Here is a 17,266-nt window from a genome sequence, read left to right on the forward strand (position 1 = left end):
AACCAACTATCCGGAAGAATGGCGATCACGTTTTCTGATGATGACACAAGAAAACACCGGCTGAAACCGGTGCTAAATAATACCTATACTGATGGCACATTAATGCAATGAGTCATAGCTCTGAAAATAACTCACTACCATCCGACATCTATTACCAAACCTATTAAAAGCAATGACACTATTTCAGTGAAAAGCTATCAGATTTTATCCAATAATTTTTCCCTCCTGATGGGGTTTTGTATATTATTTTATAAAACATTCCATCATCAGACATGTCAGAAAGAATGAACTCATCACCTCTAATTAAATATGCTTTAAGAACTTCGCTCTCCTTAGGTCCACTATAAAGATGAACTTTTGATTCTTCAACAATCCCATTTAATGGTTCTCGAGATAAAAAGTCGCTACCATCACTAAGAAGAACGGTGTGGTTGTTTTTTCCATCTTTTTTATAAATTCTCTTTACTTGTTGACATCCGACACATGCATCCCTAAAAAGTAACGTCCATTTATCTTGAATTATCATATAAACATCATCATTCCACTCACCCTTATCTCTCCAAGAGCTCACTACATATTTATCATGAAGTGATATATTACATAATTTCCCATCAACGCCAGCAGATGGAGTATCCTCTATCTTTCCATGTACGATTTTAAATATAATGGAGCACTGATTTACATCGTGTGAGGTTGTCACAAATAAATACTCTAAATCAAATATCTTCTTTATTTCAATTTTTTCATACCCATCATTCAAAAGTGTTTTCACTAAAGGTGGAGTGATAAAACCTTTGCATGACTGTGCATTGCAATCCTCTGCGTAAACAGGAAAGCTTACGCTAACTAAAAACAAACAAAACAACAATGCAACATTTCTAGCCGCCATTAATTCAGCCCCCACTCTGTCTTTATAAGATTAAAATATTTCATTCTATCCAACAATCCATTGTCACCACCATTTACAGCCAAAGTAATTAATTTTACATTATCTCTGTCATTGTCAACTAAGATATTTATATCACCCTTTGCATCAAATTTTTTATGAACAGCACCGTTAAAACGCCAATACCAGCATGATGCTTCTATTGCATTTGCCATACTAGCAGCCACCAATGACGAGTCGTTGACACAGTCCACACCAGAATGTTTAGAGAAGCGTATATAATTATTTTTCCAAGTCAATTGAATCAGACCTCGCCCTCTATAGGTTGGACCATCACCTATTTTGGTGTTTCCGTTCTTCTCTGCATCTGCATGTCGGCCAGGATCATAATTAACTCCAGAGCCAAATTCCAATGTAGTATCTAGATGAGCTGACTCATGCAAGCATTGTGATAGGAAGTGGGCTCTATGATAAGGACCATTAATTTCGTATTTAAAAAGCATTTCATTAAGAAGTGCAACAAAATCAGTCTTATTATATTTGTATACATTAGGATAGTCTTTTTTAAACTTGCTTGCAAAAGCCTTGCCGCCCCTTTCACCAGTAAACCAGTCATTTTTGTGACCAAGTAATAGCTCTATTAACTCAGTAGTAATTATATGCTCCGAAACCATAGGCTTTATTATTATGGATAATGGATATAGATGTGAAACCTCTCCATTAAATTTTAACTTGGCTGCACTCTGCATCCACTCCAGCTTATCGATACGCTGTTTCTCGTGATCCACCAGCAGGTCAAAATCAGGCAAGCCAATTTTAGCCATCAGTTTTTCCAGCCACAGATAACTGCTGGCCGACGATTTTTCATACCACTCGCTGGGATGCTTGACGATAAGCTTGTGAAGTTGCTCTGCATTGCTGCTATTTTGCAGCGCGGTCTGTATCTCTTCACTGCTAAGTTCACCGCTCTTGTCGGTATCGAAACTGTTTACCAATTCGGTAAAGAAAGTAGGCGGCGCATCCGGGTCCAGATAACCATCTGATCCTGAACCATCGACCTTTTTAAAGCCAATCTTAAGCCAGTCATGCTGGCTCAATAGCTCCACTTGCTCTTTCTTGACATATTTTCCTGACGAAATGCTGACCCACTCCTGCTTGGCGGCATCTTTTTCAAACTTTGGTGATTCAACCAGCGCTTCCAGACTCTTATCACCGGTTGCCACCCAGAGATCTTTACCATCCTGCTTTTTCTTCTCGTGCAAGATGAGTCCCGCCGGGACCTTGGCATAGGTGGCACCACCTTTTGTTCCCGCTTTGTTGGCCAATACATCGTCCAGTCTGGGATCCTGGGTGAACACCTCAAGATGAACTTGATGCTTACTCTTTTTGCCTCCAATCAGAGAGCCTGGCGTTTCCACCAAGCCGAGATAGCCGATGGTCTCACCTGCGGCAATGGCCACGGGAGATGGCAACACATAGAGTTCGCCAAGATGGGAGGGAGGAAGCGTATTTGCCTCGATATATTTGTCTTCGACGCATACCCAGGCGACACCACAACTACTTGGCACACCGTCCACACTCGGTGTCACATATTTGCATCTGGCCATCTTGTGCGCCTTGTCACCATCCCAATGGAATTCGAGTTGGTGTGCATCATACTGCAACTTGGTACCGGCAGGCAGAGAAACACTTTTCTTTCCCACCACCGGACGACCTGTAGACCCATCAACTCCAGGATCCGCACGGCCAACCATATTAGTCAGCAGTTCCGCCTCTATCTGATCGAATAGCCAGGTAGGCAGGTTGGGTTTAATCACCTCAACAGCGGCCGGACTATTGGCGATCCAGACCGAACTCCCTTGACTGACCACAACACCGGCCTTCTCAGCCTCTTTCATCTGGGTATTGGACAGCTGACTCTTGATGATCACCTTGATGAAGTCATACACCTTGCCCCCGACATTCCCCTTTTGGGATGGTACACTGCTGTCCATTTCCAGTTCGGTATCTTTAGGTAGCGTGAAGCGCGGCAAGGCGGCATTAACACGCTGCTGCTCGGCATCGGGATTGGCATGGGGAACGGAATTGCGCGCATTCCACCCCTTCTTCAGTACCAGCTTCTCGGTGCTTTGGTACTGATCCCAAGGCAGCAGATGCATATAGAGCGAGTAGAAGGTGAACTCATTTTTCGCCTTGGTCTCTGCATTCACTTCACAATATTCATGCTGTACCAGGCAGAAGCAGTTGGAATAACGCAAGGACTCCCCCTGAAATTCAGAGGTCAAGTAATCCTTCATCATCCGGAATGCCACCACCTTGCCATCGGCCATGGCTCTGACAGGAGACTTATCCTTGCACCAAGGGGCACTCTTGTCGCTGATATGAATGCCACCGTGCCATTTGTTGTGATTGCCAAGAAGATAGTGACCCGATTGCTCGCCATTGATCAGCGCCGTCAGCGCCTTGACGTCCTTGAACTCTTCCCCTGTGGCAGTGAGGATGGGAAATGCAAACTTCATGCTGTTTCCTTATTCAGAAAAGAGGTAGAACGCGCCAGGCTTCTCTTCTTTCAAGAGCGCCTCCATCGCCTTCTCGGTGGGAATGGCCTTGATGAGTTCAACCAGTTCGGGAGCCTTGACCACTTCTACCCCCTTGGGCACCACGGGGGCCTTGCCATCCCAGCCAGAGCCTGAACCTGCGCTGCCGCCAGCGTTGAGTTTGATGGCGGGGCCCACCAGCTTGATGCCGCTCGGGTCAACTTTCACAAAGCTGCCGCCTCCCTTGAGGGTTATTTCAGAACCCGCCTCCAGCACCAGTTTGTCGCCCACCTTGATATGCACTTCCTGACCGGCTTCCACCAGCAGGGATTGCCCCAACTTCTGGTGCAAACTGGCATCCACCGTCAGCGAGTAGTCGGCTTTTATCTGGTCGCGCTTCTCGCCCTCCACTGTCAGGTGGTCATTGGCCTTGATGCGGGTCACCCGCTCATTGTCGATATCTGTGTGCTGGTCGTACTTGATGTGCCAGGCGGCGTCGTTCTCTATCAGCACGTTCAGGTCTTTCTGACCGTGGATGTAAATCTCTTCCTGCCCCGCCTGGTCTTCAAAGCGCAGTTCGTTGAAACCCTCCCCCTGATGAGTCTCGGTACGCAGCACGGTGCGGGTCTTGTTGGCTGGCAGCTCGTAGGGCGGCCGATTGGTGGCGTGATAGGTACGACCGGTGACGATGGGCTGGTCGGGGTCCCCCTCCAGGAACAAGACAATGACCTCGTGGCCGATGCGCGGGATGGCCATCATGCCGTACTGACCGCCGGCCCAGCCCTGGGAGACCCGCACCCAGCAGGAGCTCTGGTCGTTGCTCGAGCCGTAGCGGTCCCACGGGAACTGCAGCTTCACCCGGCCGTGCTCATCGCAGTAAATCTCCTCCCCTTCGGGGCCCACCACCATGGCGATTTGCGGGCCATCCACCATCGGCTTGTGAGGAGCTTCCGGGCTGCCGATGCGTGCCCGCCAGGTGGTGCTCGCTTTCACCACGCCGAATTCGTTGTGATAGACGGTGGGGCCGCCGCCACCCTCCTCTTCCAGCGCCTGCGGCTGCAAGCCGGTATGCTGGATACGCACGATTTGCCAGTCGGTGTTGAGGCTGCCGTTGGGGTGTTCGGTGAGCGAGAAGCTCTGCCCCGGCTGCAAGGTCGCGCAGTTGGACTTAGCATGGCCCGCCACCGCGTCATTGCGCAGCGCATCGAGCCGATGCTGGGCAAATGCCTTGCCGCTGCCATCCTGCTTGTAGCGACCCGGATAGTCGAAGTGCTGGTAGGTGTCGCGCTGATGCGCAAGCTCCGCCCCCACCTTCTTGTGGGAGAGGCCGTAGGCCGGGGTCTTGAAGCTGTAGTCCTTGAGCTCCACATCGCTCGGGCGCACCGCCTCACGGTAGTGGAACTGCCGCACATAGGGGCCTTGCTCGAGGGAACGGTTGCCGAGGTTGAAGAAGAGCTCGGGGCCGGCAGTCAAGGCGGCTGCGTCATCGGCAAACACGATGCGGTGCTTGCCCGCTTCAAACTCGTGGAAGTAGAACATCCCTTCTTCGGCGGCAAGGCGGTTCACGAAATCGAGGTCGGTTTCCCGATACTGAACGCAGTACTCCCGCTTGGCGTGCTCGTTTTTCAGGGCGAAGGCGTAGTCGGTGATGCCGTGCTCTTGCAACAGGATGGAGAGGATTTCATCGGGCTTCTGCGCCTGGAAGATGCGGGAGTTCTGGCGAAGCGACAGACGCCACAAGGCCGGCTGCACCAGCAGCTGATAGCGGGTGCGGCGAAAGCCGCTGTCACCCTGCGCGAAGTCACTTACCACCCCGCACACCCGGCGCTGCAGCTCGCCGTTGTACCACACCAGCAGCTCGCAGGGCTGGTCCAGCACGGCGCCAAAGTCGATGTCGAGCTGGGCACTTGCCAGCTCAAGGCGCAGGTTGAACGGCCGGTTGAGCGCTTCATCCAGCGCAAACTCGGCCACCACGAAGGTGCTCTCGGGCAGGGCCCCCACCTTGACGGTAAATTGTAATCCTGTGCTGTCTGCCATGAAGCGCTCCTTAACCTGCCTGTCCGCTGCCTGAACCAATCACCACGCCGCCGCAGCCGACGGCGGTACCGGTCACGGCGATGGGCTTGCCGTTGACCAGCACAGAGCCGACGCCGCCCGAGATGCTGCGCGGATGGGGTGGATTGTTGGGTTTGTCGTGGGGAGCCAGCGGATCACCCTGCCGGGCCACCGGCTTGCCATCGAGGAACACATCGGGGCTCGCGGCAATCACGGGGGATGGGTGGAAACCATCGTGGTCGGTGCCGATGTCACCGAGCAATGCAATAGAAGGACACATCTGGATTCTCCGTGGGGCAACCATGGTGCAAGCGCAGCCTGGTGCAGAGACAGTTGGAACGGCGACCCAGCAGCCTCCATGCCATGGCAAAGTCGCCCACAATCACATTAAAAATCAGTCAATTACAGTTCAATCTCGTTGAGCCTGACCAATCTGCTGCAATCCATTGCGCAAGACAGAGCAAGTTTCCCGGCAAACCTTGCCTTGCCAGTCAAACTCACCACACCTTGCGCAATTTTTTGCTCAGGGCGGCATTTTCAGCTACCAGAAACGCCCTGTTGCAGCTGATAGAGGCGGATGTTGAGCGCTTTCAGATCATTTTCCAGGCTCTTGAGCTCGGCAGCCGTGATGGGCTCCTGGGAGGCTTTTCTCGCCTCCAGTTCACCGAGGCGCAGACTGAACGGGATGTTCTGCATCAGGTTCTTCTGCACTTCGTAGAGCTGAGATTTGAGGTAGGAGATGGTCACCGTCTTGCGCTGGCGCTCCAACTCCAGCAGCTGATCGAGCAGGGCATCCACCCCGGCGCGGGCATCCAGGTAGGTGGGCACGCTGATGACATCCCCCTGCTGACCGCCAAGCTGCGCCTGCCACTGCTTGTCCAGCGCCTTGACCGCCAGCGAGTCGGGATAGAGCATCGAGAGCGAGTTGCGCAGCCCCTCGCCGTAGCGATACCAGTAGAGCGACGACGTCTGCTCGAGCCGGGTCAACTGGTTCTGGTAGCGGGCCACCAGATCGCTCTCCATGTTCTGCAGGGTCTGCTCCCCCAGCACGATGCGCGCCTGGCGAATGTCGTCATAGCTGAGGGCTCGAGGCAGCTCGGCGGCCGGCTGCACCAGACGCTGGGCCGCCACGGTTTTCTCCTGCTGATGTTGCTGCCAGCCCAGCCACCCCATCACCGGCAGGGCGCAGCTGAGCAAGCCGCAGCCAAACCAGAACCAGGCCGGACGCTGCCGGCGGTGCTGCTCAATCTTCAGCACGGTGGGCTTGACCTGCCCCTTCTCGCGCCCCACCAGAACGCTGCCCTGGGGCAGGTGCGGGGTCGATGCCGAAACCGTGCCGCCGTGATCACTCTCCAGGTCGGACTTGAAGAACACCATGGGCGGGATCTGCAGATCCTCCTTGAGGCCTGGCTCGTCGGAGACGATGACGATCTCGGTCTCATCGAACAGGTGGGTATATCCCTCGATGAAGTGCACCAGATTCTCGACCCGGGGAATGCGGCTCAGATCCGCGTTGTGCAGCTTCTCGCTGATGAGTTGCAGCGCCCGCTCGCAGCGATAGATCAGCCGCTTGTCCTCGTGGCTGATCTGGTACTGGCGAATGACGTCGCTGATGCGGGCGATGAACCAGTCGAGCATCTCGATGCGGGCCCGCTCCTGATGAACCGGCGGCCAGAAGCTCTCCCACTGGGTGACGATGAGGTTGGCAAGAAACTCGCACCCTTCGGTAAAACCGCTCAGCCCCTGCAGGCGCGAACGGGCCAGGGTGAAGTAGATGGCGGTCTGCAGATCCACCCCGTGTTTTTCGAAGATAAGACTGGCGAGCTGATGGATCCGCTGCCAGTCCACCTCGGGGCGCGAAGCGTGGCTGAGCTTGTTGATCTCGGCCCGCAGCGCCTCGTACTCCGGCAACATCCTGGGGTCGCGCCCCACTTTCAGGGCCTGCTGACCTTGTTGATTCTGTGACATATGGACTTCCAACGCAGGAAGGGGGCACAACGTGCCCCCGACGCGATCAATAGAGGGATTCGGGCAGTCTGAACTGGCTGAACAGGCCGCCGGTGAAGGGGTTTTGTGCGCTGTCGGTGTAGACGCGATAGGTCATGGCCCCCTGATCCACCGGGAAGCGCACATCGAAAGTGGCGTCATTGACCTGGGTCAGCTCCCCCTTGTCCATCAGGCGGAACATGGCCCAGGGGCCGACGAAGCCTTCGCTGCGCGGTGAGCGCTCGCGGGCGGCCGGCACCAGGGTGATCTTGCTCTCGGCCCCGTCGCGCATGGTGTTGGGCCATACCAGCGGGATCTTGGTACGGCGGCCATGGGCGTATTCCAGCAACTGGCCGTCCAGGTTCAGCACACTGCGCCGCTTGTTGGCGGTGAGCTCGATGGGCTCAAGGGCGAACTGCACCTCCAGGTTGCCCTGCTGGCTGAAGAAGATCTGACGGATGCGGGCTGCACGGTCCAGCTGCTTGATCAGCTCGGCCTGGATGGGGGAGCTGAACTCCCCTTCCATCAGGCCGCTCTCCACCATGGGTTTGAGGTTGACCTGATAGAAGCTGTCCAGCGTCCCGTTGGGTGCGAAGAAGCGCTCCATCTCCGAGAGGGGCACGTCCTTGTTCGAGCTTGGATCAAACGGATAACGGCCGGCCAGCTGACTGTTGAAGGGGGCCAGCACCTTGTCCTGCCACTCCTGATTGAGGGAAGACATGGCAAGATCGATCACCAGCCGCGAGCTCTGCTCGGAGAGCTGACCCACCCAGCGATCGAGCGGGGCCGGCAGACTGCGGGCATATTGCTGCAGGGCGAACACCGGATCGGCGTACTTGTTGGTCATGCGCAGTTGCACCGCTTTCAAGGCAGACTGGCCCGGCTCGGTGGCGTTGACGATGAGCTCCAGGTAGTGCTGCAGCTCCACCAGCTTCTGGTTGACCTCCTGAATGAGCGGTCCCTGCTCGCCACGTCCAGCCAATACTCCATTCGTGGCCATAAAGGGACGACCGATGCGGGCACTGATGGCCTGGGCCGGGTCCCCTTCCACATCGGAGATCTTGCGAATGCGGGTGTTGTCATCCAGCGAGGCCAGTACCCGCTGGAACGGCTGATCGTTGCCGGTGATGGCAGCGAGCACGTCCAGCGCCTGCTCCGGGCTCTCCAGGGTCTGCACGTCCAGATTGGTCAGCAGTTTTTGCCACTGGTTGACGTAATCGGTGACGTAACGGTCGTTGACCTGACGGGTGATCTCCTTGCGATCCGCCTCGCTCAGCTGACTCAGCTTGCGCTGGCCCAGCACCCAGGCATCCATCGCGGTGAGATCGATAAGCGCCTTGTCCTGCTTGAGGAAGAAGTCGTTGAAACCGGGCCAGGTGAGCAGCCGCGGTACCTGGCCGGCGTTGTCGCTGCGCAGGGCAAACACGGTGTCGAAGGTGGGGCCCACCTCGTCACGGACGTTGAGATCCGGCGGCAATACATCACCCGCCTTCACCACCAGATTCTGGTAGACCCGCTGATACATGGGCAGCTTGCCGAGCTCGCGCTGGGCACCGTAGACCGGCTCCTTGAACGGCACGAAGGCGGTGATGGCGGCCTGATCCCGCTCGGCCCTGGCGCCATACCAGTTGGTGTGGTCGAGGGCATAGTCCAGGTGCCCCATCAGTTGCTCCTGCACCGCCCCCTGCCCCGGGAAGGCCTTCTGCCAGCGGCTCGCCATATACTGCGCCACCAGCTCCTTGTTGCGACCGGAGGCGTCATCCAGCATCCGCATCACCCGCAGGATGGCGAGCTTCTCCTCGCTGCCGGCAGGCGCCTGGTTGAGATCCTCAAGCAATCCCTGCATCTGGGCCGGCAGGAAGCGCAGGCTCAACAGTTGCAGGTAGGATCCTTCCACATAAGGACCAATCTCGTCCCCCTGATAGAGGCCGAGGTCCGCCACCAGCGGCATCCGCTCGCGGTAGTTGCCAAAGGAGAGGGTCGCCTCGCGAATGAGGTTGAGGCGCGGCAGCTGGCTCACACCGAAGGCGTGGGCATCGGCCACCTCATTGGTCTCCATGAAGGCCTGGGCCTTGGTCAGTACGTTGCGACCCGCCTCCTCGTTGACCCGATAGAAGTAGTGCCAGCCACCGATGAGGGCGGCCGAGAAGAGCGACAGACAGCTGAGGCCGATGGCCATGCGGCGCCGGCGATAGAGAGTGTGCAGCCGGTTTTCGCCGGCAAGATGGGCCTCCGGGAAGATGATGGAAGAGAAGAGCTGGCGCACGAAATAGGTGTTGGACTCCCCGCGCAGGGCCGAGTGGATGGGCTCTGGCAGGTTGTAGCGGCGGGAGGCCGCCTGGGCAAACGCATCGAACGGTACCCCTTGCTGATAGACGGAGCTGACATAGACCCCGCGCACCAACAGCGGCTTGCTCTCCTCGATGGCCAGGGTCTCGGCCAGCAGGCTGGTCACGTAATCCTTGAGGCCCGCCAGCTGGCGCACGAACGAGAACAGCGCGTTGCGCTGGGCGGCATCGAGCCGGCTCAGCATCAGTTCGGGCAGATTCTGGTTGAGGTTGTCCACCCACTGATCCCAGAACAGGGCCAGATCCTGCTGCCAGTCGGCGCCCGGCTTGAAGGTCACCCCCAACACGGCCTCGCGGGCCTCCTTGTCGAGCTGCTGGTAGATAACGTCAAAGCCGCGCAGCAGATCGAGCTTGGTGAAGGTGACATAGAGCGGCAACCGGGTATTCATGGTGGCCGACACCTCCTGCAGGCGCGAGCGCATCAGCTGGGCATAGGCCTTGCGTTCGGCCACGCTGGCGTGGGAGAGCCAGGCCAGATCGACGGTCAGCACCAGGCCGTTGAGGGGCTGGCGACGGCGGTGTTCATTGAGCCAGCCAAGCAGGTGCAGCCAGAGCCGCTCATGCTTGCGCGCCTGCGGATCCAGTTCGGCTTCGCTCTGGGAGAGCAGCACACCGGCGGGATCCAGCATCACGGCCTGTTCCCCCAACCAGCAATCCACCAGCTGATCCTGCGCCACGTCGCGCAGCTCGGTGTCGAGTCTCGGGTTGAGCTTGTTGGCCGGGTTGGCGCGGTGAATGAGGCTGCTCTTGCCGCTGCCGGGCAGGCCCAGCACCAGATACCAGGGCATGGCGTAGAGCGCCCCCTTGCCCAGATGAGTATTCAACGCCTGCAGCCAACGATCGAGGAACAGCGCCTGCCTGTCGATGAGCCCCTTGACCGGATCCTGCTCCAGCACCACCTCGTGCTGGCGCTCGGCTTTGAGCTGCTGCATCTTGCGCCACACCCGCCAGGAGACCACCCCCAGCAGCAACCAGAGCCAGAGCAGGGTGAACACCACCCGCCCCCACAACGGCTCGAACGGCTTGGCGCCGCGCACCTCGAGACGAGGGCCCAGCCACCACACCAGGATGAGAGCCAGCCCCCAGAGCACAGCACCGAGCAGGGGCCAGGAGGGTTTCAATTTCGGCAGCTGTTGCCGCAGAAAAGTAAAAATGGTTTTGAACATAAAATGTGATCCAACTCCGACTCAATGACTCATTTCGGCATTCATTTCGACAACGGCGCCGCCAGGCTCTCCAGGCGGTTGACCAGCCCGGGCTCCCAGTGCGACAACCCGAGGCGACTGGCCTCTTGCCACAAGTGTTGATAGTGCTGGCGCGCAAGCGCCTCCATGCCTTCCTGCGCCAACAGCTCCGCCTGCACCAGCAAGGCGTGGAAGCGATCTCTTGGCTCTTTCAACTGCGCAATCCGCTCATCGAGCAGGGCGAGCGCCGCCGCGATCCCCTGCTCGCCGTGGCGCTGGGCGACCTCCTCGGCCAGCCCCGCCTCTCCAATGCCCGCACTGCCGCCCTTGGCCGGTTGCAGCCAGCGGCTGCACTCGGGGGAGAGAAACGGCGAGCCGTCGCTGAAGGCGAGCTCCCGCAGGGCCGGCAGGCGCTGCAGAAAAGTCCCGAGCTCCTCGGCGATCGCCTGGGCCACCGCCCCAAAGCCGAGCTTCTGGGCCACCTCGGCCGAGAGCCTGTGCCCCTCGAACCAGTAAGGCGCCAGGGTCAGGCTCTGCTCGATGCGTTGCCAGAGCCCCTGATCAGGAGCGTTCATGGCGGCGCGGTACTCGTCCACCATGTCCGCCGACATGGGCGCCAGCGGGGTTTTATTGCCCGCCCCGCTCATGGGGACCGCCGTGATCCCGGCCCAGACGGCGTGACGGCGCAGCCGATAGCCCACCGCCGCCTCCGGCTGGCGCTCGATGAGGAGTTCCGCCACCTTGAGCTGGGTCTGGCGCCAGGCGCGATCGTTGGAACTGTCGATGTCGACGCCAGCACTGCTGCCACCGCCGCTGAGTACCATGGCGCTGGCACCGCTGGCGGTCGATGCCACCGAGGCCGGGGTGCCCGCTGCCGCCGCGCCGCTGCTCTGGGGCTGCCCTGCGGCGTTCGCCTCGGCCTGTGCCACCTGCTGGCGCTGGGCCCGCTTCAGCCCCATCACCAACGGGTCGAGAAGCTCCCCCTTGTCGGGACACTGGGCCAGCCAGACACGCTCCAGTTGCTCGGCCTGAGCCTGCAACTGGGCCAGCTCGGCCGCCGAAGCGCTCTCACAAATGCGCGGCAAGGCCCCTTCGAAGCGCTTGACGATCTGCACCATCAGTCGCTGCTTCTGGCTGGCATTGCCGGGCCAGGCCAGCAGCCAGTAAGCCTGGATCCAGGCCTCCAGCAGGCTGATCGCAGCCCCCAGAGGAGTCGCCTTGGCCGGGTGCTGCAGGCAGCGCAGCAGCTGGGCCAGCACCCGCATGTCCTTGGTGCGGCTCTCCAGCAAGCCAAGGCAGGCCTCGGCCACCGCATTGAGATCCACCTGGCTGTGAGCGAGGGATCCCAGCTTGACCAGCTCGGTCTCCACGTAGTCCCAGCGCGGCTCGTCAGCCAGCACGGCGCCTCTGATCTGTTCATCCGGCAGGCTGGTGAGCAGGCGTGCACACCAGGGGTGTTGATAGCTCATCGTCCCTCCTACCAGCGGCACTGCTGACGCAGCGGTGCCAGCGCCTCTTTCAGGCCGCTCAGGTCGACCCGCAAGAGGGCGCCGTTGTCGGCCCGCACCTGCAGCTCGCGATGGCCCAGCCAGCGTTTGAGCTCCTTGATGGCGGGCAGACCGCGGCCATATTCCAGCAGCAGACCCTGATCCCGGATAAACCAGCTCTGGGAGCCGGCACTCGGCTGACCATCCAGTTCGACCTGCACTTTCTCGCCGCTCCAAGGGCTGTCCAGCCGCAGCCGGATATGGGTGATGCTGTCGACGCAGCCGATGGCCAGGGTCGCCCCGCGCAGTGCCGGGCGGGTGAGGGTTTCACTGCCACTGCCGGCGTCACTTTGCAGCAGGAAGGGCGCACTCGCTGGCGTGCGGGCCTGCTCCTGGGCCCAGATGGCCTGCCAGGCCGCCGACTTGGGGGCGGCCCCTTCGGCGGCACTGGCCGCGCCATTGCCGATGGCGTCGTAGCAAGCGAGCCGCACCAGCGGCGAGGGCTCCTGCCGGCAGGCCTGCCAGCGCGCCATGTCCAGCGGGACCTCGGCCGCACTGGTGGCCAGCAGCAGCGGTAACAAGCCGAGGATGCTCATCAGTTCACCTCCAGTTTCTGGCACTTGTGATCCAGGGTGCGCTTGGGAATGTTGAGGCTCTCGGCCACCAGCATCCGATTGCCCTGGAAGTGGCGCAGCCGCGCCTCGATGACGGAAGCCTCGTACTGCTGCATGGCCCGCCGCAGATCGCGGATGTGGTTGTAATCGTCCATGGTGCCGGGCAACTCGACGCAGACCCGCTCGCGCAGCTCCGGCGGCAGCGCCTCCAGCACCACCTCTTCCCCGTGACGGGTGTGGGCGCAGGCCACCTCCAGCAGGTTGCGCAGCTCGCGCACGTTGCCGGGGAAGTCATAGGTCTGCAGCTGTTTCAAGAACTTGCGCTGCAAGCCGGCGAGCGTCTTGCCATCCTGAGCGGCAAACTGGGCCATGAAGTGCTGGCAGAGCAGCGGCACGTCATCCATGTGCTCGCGCAGGGGGGCGATCAGCAGCAGGCACTGGCAGAGGCGGTGGTAGAGGTCGGCCCGAAACTGCCCCTCCTCCACATGGCGGGTGAGCGGATGATGGGTGGCGGCGATGAGGCGAAAATCGGAGTGATACTCCTGCTCGGCCCCGAGCGGCCGGTAACTACGGGTTTCCAGCACCCGCAGCAGCTTGGCCTGCATGGCGGCGGGCATGTCACCCACCTCGTCCAGAAACAGGGTGCCGCCGTTGGCCTGGGCCACCAGCCCGGTCTTGTTGGCAAGGGCGCCGGAGAAGGCCCCCTTCTGGTATCCGAACAGCTCGCTCTCGATGAGGTTCTCCGGGATGGCGGCGCAGTTGATGGCGACAAAGGGCTTGTTGGCGCGATCGGAGCACTGGTGCACCAACCGTGCCACCACCTCCTTGCCGCTGCCGGTCTCCCCCTGAATGAGCACAGTCAGCTTGTGCTGGCCGGCTTGGCTTATCTGCTCGCGCAGCCCGCGGATCACCGCCGACTGGCCGACCAGCTGATCGCCAAGCAGCTTCTCGTGCTGACGCAGCCGCTCCCCCTCCCCCTTCATCTGGCGCAGGGAGTCGCGCAGTACCCCCTGATCCCGCCGACTGCGACCGAGATCGCGAATGAGGGTGAGCTGGTTGCAAAAGACCTGGGAGAGCTGGGCCAGCTCGGGGCCGTCGGCCCAGGCCCGCAGCACCTCCCCTTCATCCATCAGGGCCAGCACGGCAAACGGCTTGCCGTTGCCATCCAGCAGCGGATACGCGTGCAGCCCGCACTGCTGGCCAAGGTTGGCCAGCAGTGCGCGAAAACCGGCGTGCTCGATGCGAGCACCGCCGTAGAGGGAGTCCCAGGTGCGGGACTGGGCCTTGTGCAGCACATAGGCAAGGGGGTGGGAAAAATCGTCCACCGCCAGCCCCAGCGCCACCTCCTTCCCCCTGACCCAGCCTTGGCACTCCAGCTGACGGCCGCTCACATCCAGCATGCCGAGCAGCAGCCCCTTGGGCTGGAAGCTGGCATGAACGGTCGAGCTCCACCAGTGGCACAGGTGCGGCTCATCGCGCTGGGCGGTGAGGGCCAGGGCAAATGCGAGGGCTTGCTCCATACTCAAGCCCCCACCTCGGCCACGAACTGGTGATCGGCCACGGAAAAGTGGACGCGCTTGATGGGGTCACCGGCCGAGAGGCGCTGCAGCAGTTGCAGGGAGACCGGCGGCAGCAGGGCGCCGTCGATGACGGATTCGAGCATGCGGGCACCGTTCTCGCTGCGATTGGCCCGCAGCAGGATCTCTTCTGCCACCTCGTCGTCCAGCACCACTTCGGCGCCGAAGCGCTCCTTGAGCAGCTTGACCAGCCGGTCGAGCTTGCCGCCCACGATCTGCACTAGCGTGTCGTGGCCGAGCGGCAGATAAGGGATCACCTCCATGCGCGCCAGCAGGGCCGGCTTGAAGAAGGCGGCGAGCTCCGGATAGAGGGCATCCAGCAGCACGTCGGGCTGCTCGGCATGGTCGACGATGGTCTGGAAACCGAGGTTGGAGGTGAGGAAGAAGACCACGTTCTTGCAGTCGATGATGCGCCCTTCCCCGTCCGCCAGCTCGCCCTTGTCAAACGCCTGATAGAAGAGGTTGAGCACATCCGGGTGCGCTTTTTCCACTTCATCCAGCAGCACCACCGAGTAGGGCTTCTGGCGAATGGCTTCTGTCAGCACGCCCCCCTCGCCGAAACCGACGTAGCCGGGCGGCGAGCCGATCAGGCGGGAGACGGTGTGCTTCTCCTGATACTCGGACATGTTGATGGTGGTCAGGTACTGGCGACCACCGAACATCAGCTCGGCAATCTGCAGCACGGTTTCGGTCTTGCCGACCCCGCTCGGTCCCACCAGCAGAAAGGCGCCGAGCGGGCGGCCGGGACGACGCAGGTCAGCGCGGGCGGTGAGCAGGTGCTTGTGCAGGTGGGCCACCGCCACATCCTGCCCCTTGATGAGCTCGCCAAGGTACTCCGGCAGACGGGTCACCACGTCCAGCTCCCCTTGCGAGATGCGATTGAGCGGCACCCCAGTCCACTCGGCGATGACGGCGGCAATCTGGGTCTTGTCGACGTGAGCGGAGACCAGCACTTCCCCCTGCTGCAGCTCGGCCAGCTCGCGCTCGAGGGTGGCCAGCTGCTCAGCAGCGGCCTGCGGATCGAGCGGCGCATCGGCCAGATCCAGCGCCTCTCTGGCCAGCATCTCATCCTGCTGATCGGCCAGCAGGGCTGCGCGCAACTCGACAATCTGGTGCACCAGCCCCTGCTGTTGTTGCCACCGGGCCTCCTGCTCGGCCAGCTCTTCACGGCAAGCTTGCTGGGCCGCCTGCAACTCGGCCAGGCGCTCTGCGTTGTCACCAAGACCTATCAGGCTCTGGCGCTCCAGCTGGCGGATCTCCAGCTCGCGCTGGCGCAGCGAGTTTTGCAGGTGGCTGACCGCGCGCGGCGGGGTGGTGAGGTTGATGGCCACCCGGGCACAGGCGGTATCGAGCACGTCAATGGCCTTGTCCGGCAGCTGACGGCCGGAGATGTAACGGGCGGAGAGCTGGGCGGCGGCCTGCAGCGCCTCCTCGTCGATCAGCACCCCGTGGGCCTTCTCGTAGATGCTGCGCAGGCCGCGCAGGATCACAGTGGCCTCGTCGGCATCGGGTTCACCGACCTTCACCAGCTGGAAGCGGCGCGACAGGGCCGCATCTTTCTCCACGTATTTCTTGTACTCGCCCCAGGTGGTGGCGGCGATGGTGCGCAGCTCGCCCCGGGCCAGCGCCGGCTTGATGAGGTTGGAGACATCAAGCCCGCCGGCCTGGTTGCCGGCCCCGATCAGGGTGTGCGCCTCGTCGATGAACAGGATGACAGGTTGCACGGCGTCCTTGACCTCCTGCATCACCCCCTTGAAGCGCTTCTCGAACTCCCCCTTGACCGAGGCGCCGGCCTGCATGGCACCGAGATCCAGGGTCATCAGCTCGACCCCGCGCAGCTTCTCCGGTACCTGACCCGCCACCATGCGCAGAGCCAGCCCCTCGATGAGGGCGCTCTTGCCGACACCGGCTTCACCCACCACGATGGGGTTGTTCTTGCGACGACGGGAGAGGATGTCGATCATCAGGTCGATCTCGTGATCCCGGCAGAGCACGGGATCCAGGCTGCCCTGGCGGGCCTGCTCGGTCACATTCACGGTAAAGCGAGCCAGCAGGCTGGCATCGGCCGGCAGGGCGGCCTGGGCCGTCTTGCCGCCGGGGGTAGTGGTCACTTGCGTCTCGGCGGACTCCTTGACCCACTCGTCGAACTGCTGGCGCAGCAGCTCGCGATTGACCTTGGCAAGCAGGCGGGTCACCGAGCCCGGCAGATAGCGCTGGGGGGTCATCAGCAGCACCAGCAGCATGACACCGCTGCGCAGCTGGGCATGTTGCAGCTCGGCGGAGGCGAGCAGCCAGCTGTCCTGCAGCCACTCCACCAACATGGGCGAGAAGGAGGGGTAACCCTGGCCATAGCTGCTGTCGGCAGCGGACGGTTGCAGCAGGGTCTTGAGCTCTTCCACCTCCACCTCGGCCACCTTCAGGATCTGGCGCACGTCGCTCAGCGGGGTCTCCAGCATCTTGAGCAGCAGGTGCTCGATGCGGATCTCGGCTCCCTGGTGGTTGACGCAGAGGGCCGCGGCCTCCTCCAGCATGTGACGGCAGATGGGGTTGAGTCTTTCCACCAGTACCGGTAGCTCTATACGAATCAAGGCG

The 17,266-nt window shown here is 60.4% G+C and carries 10 protein-coding genes; all 10 read right to left on the reverse strand.

Translation table 11 applies throughout. The annotated features are described in order from the left end of the window. Positions 1-178: 178 nt before the first annotated feature. Entirely contained in the window at positions 179-904 is a 726-nt protein-coding gene (locus tag AB5Y59_RS02245) for a hypothetical protein (RefSeq protein WP_151028074.1), read from the reverse strand. Next, entirely contained in the window at positions 889-3,405 is a 2,517-nt protein-coding gene (locus AB5Y59_RS02250) for a glycoside hydrolase family 19 protein (RefSeq protein WP_368211431.1), read from the reverse strand. The genes AB5Y59_RS02245 and AB5Y59_RS02250 overlap by 16 nt, the downstream gene beginning before the upstream one ends. A gap of 9 nt (positions 3,406-3,414) precedes the next feature. Continuing rightward, positions 3,415-5,460, reverse strand: a complete 2,046-nt coding sequence (gene tssI / locus AB5Y59_RS02255) for a type VI secretion system tip protein TssI/VgrG (protein ID WP_368211433.1) — start codon at positions 5,458-5,460, stop codon at positions 3,415-3,417. Positions 5,461-5,470: 10 nt separating this feature from the next. Continuing rightward, on the reverse strand, positions 5,471-5,758 hold the full coding sequence (locus AB5Y59_RS02260; protein ID WP_017411057.1) for a type VI secretion system PAAR protein: 288 nt from the start codon (positions 5,756-5,758) through the stop codon (positions 5,471-5,473). Between the two features lie 257 nt (positions 5,759-6,015). Continuing rightward, on the reverse strand, positions 6,016-7,446 hold the full coding sequence (locus AB5Y59_RS02265; protein WP_368211435.1) for a VasL domain-containing protein: 1,431 nt from the start codon (positions 7,444-7,446) through the stop codon (positions 6,016-6,018). A gap of 46 nt (positions 7,447-7,492) precedes the next feature. Next, the gene (gene tssM, locus AB5Y59_RS02270; protein WP_368211437.1) at positions 7,493-10,978 is read right to left on the reverse strand and encodes a type VI secretion system membrane subunit TssM; all 3,486 of its coding nucleotides are present in this window, start codon (positions 10,976-10,978) and stop codon (positions 7,493-7,495) included. A 41-nt stretch (positions 10,979-11,019) separates the two neighbouring features. Beyond that, entirely contained in the window at positions 11,020-12,465 is a 1,446-nt protein-coding gene (tssA, locus tag AB5Y59_RS02275) for a type VI secretion system protein TssA (protein WP_368211439.1), read from the reverse strand. 8 nt (positions 12,466-12,473) lie between these two features. Next, on the reverse strand, positions 12,474-13,079 hold the full coding sequence (gene vasI, locus AB5Y59_RS02280; RefSeq protein ID WP_368211441.1) for a type VI secretion system-associated protein VasI: 606 nt from the start codon (positions 13,077-13,079) through the stop codon (positions 12,474-12,476). Next, positions 13,079-14,617, reverse strand: coding sequence for a sigma-54-dependent transcriptional regulator VasH (gene vasH / locus AB5Y59_RS02285; RefSeq protein WP_368211442.1), 1,539 nt, complete (start codon positions 14,615-14,617; stop codon positions 13,079-13,081). Before vasH ends, vasI begins: the two co-directional genes overlap by 1 nt. A gap of 2 nt (positions 14,618-14,619) precedes the next feature. Next, positions 14,620-17,262: a type VI secretion system ATPase TssH gene (gene tssH / locus AB5Y59_RS02290; protein WP_368211443.1), complete on the reverse strand. Its 2,643-nt coding sequence runs from the start codon at positions 17,260-17,262 to the stop codon at positions 14,620-14,622. Positions 17,263-17,266 lie beyond the last annotated feature (4 nt).

This window comes from Aeromonas sp. s10, assembly GCF_040907975.1.
GTDB lineage: Bacteria > Pseudomonadota > Gammaproteobacteria > Enterobacterales > Aeromonadaceae > Aeromonas > Aeromonas caviae.

Excerpts from the sequence above, each read along its gene's own strand:
- AB5Y59_RS02250 (WP_368211431.1), bottom strand. The coding sequence starts at position 3,405 with ATGAAGTTTGCATTTCCCATCCTCACTGCCACAGGGGAAGAGTTCAAG.
- tssI (WP_368211433.1), bottom strand. The coding sequence starts at position 5,460 with ATGGCAGACAGCACAGGATTACAATTTACCGTCAAGGTGGGGGCCCTG.
- AB5Y59_RS02260 (WP_017411057.1), bottom strand. The coding sequence starts at position 5,758 with ATGTGTCCTTCTATTGCATTGCTCGGTGACATCGGCACCGACCACGAT.
- AB5Y59_RS02265 (WP_368211435.1), bottom strand. The coding sequence starts at position 7,446 with ATGTCACAGAATCAACAAGGTCAGCAGGCCCTGAAAGTGGGGCGCGAC.
- tssM (WP_368211437.1), bottom strand. The coding sequence starts at position 10,978 with ATGTTCAAAACCATTTTTACTTTTCTGCGGCAACAGCTGCCGAAATTG.
- tssA (WP_368211439.1), bottom strand. The coding sequence starts at position 12,465 with ATGAGCTATCAACACCCCTGGTGTGCACGCCTGCTCACCAGCCTGCCG.
- vasI (WP_368211441.1), bottom strand. The coding sequence starts at position 13,079 with ATGAGCATCCTCGGCTTGTTACCGCTGCTGCTGGCCACCAGTGCGGCC.
- vasH (WP_368211442.1), bottom strand. The coding sequence starts at position 14,617 with ATGGAGCAAGCCCTCGCATTTGCCCTGGCCCTCACCGCCCAGCGCGAT.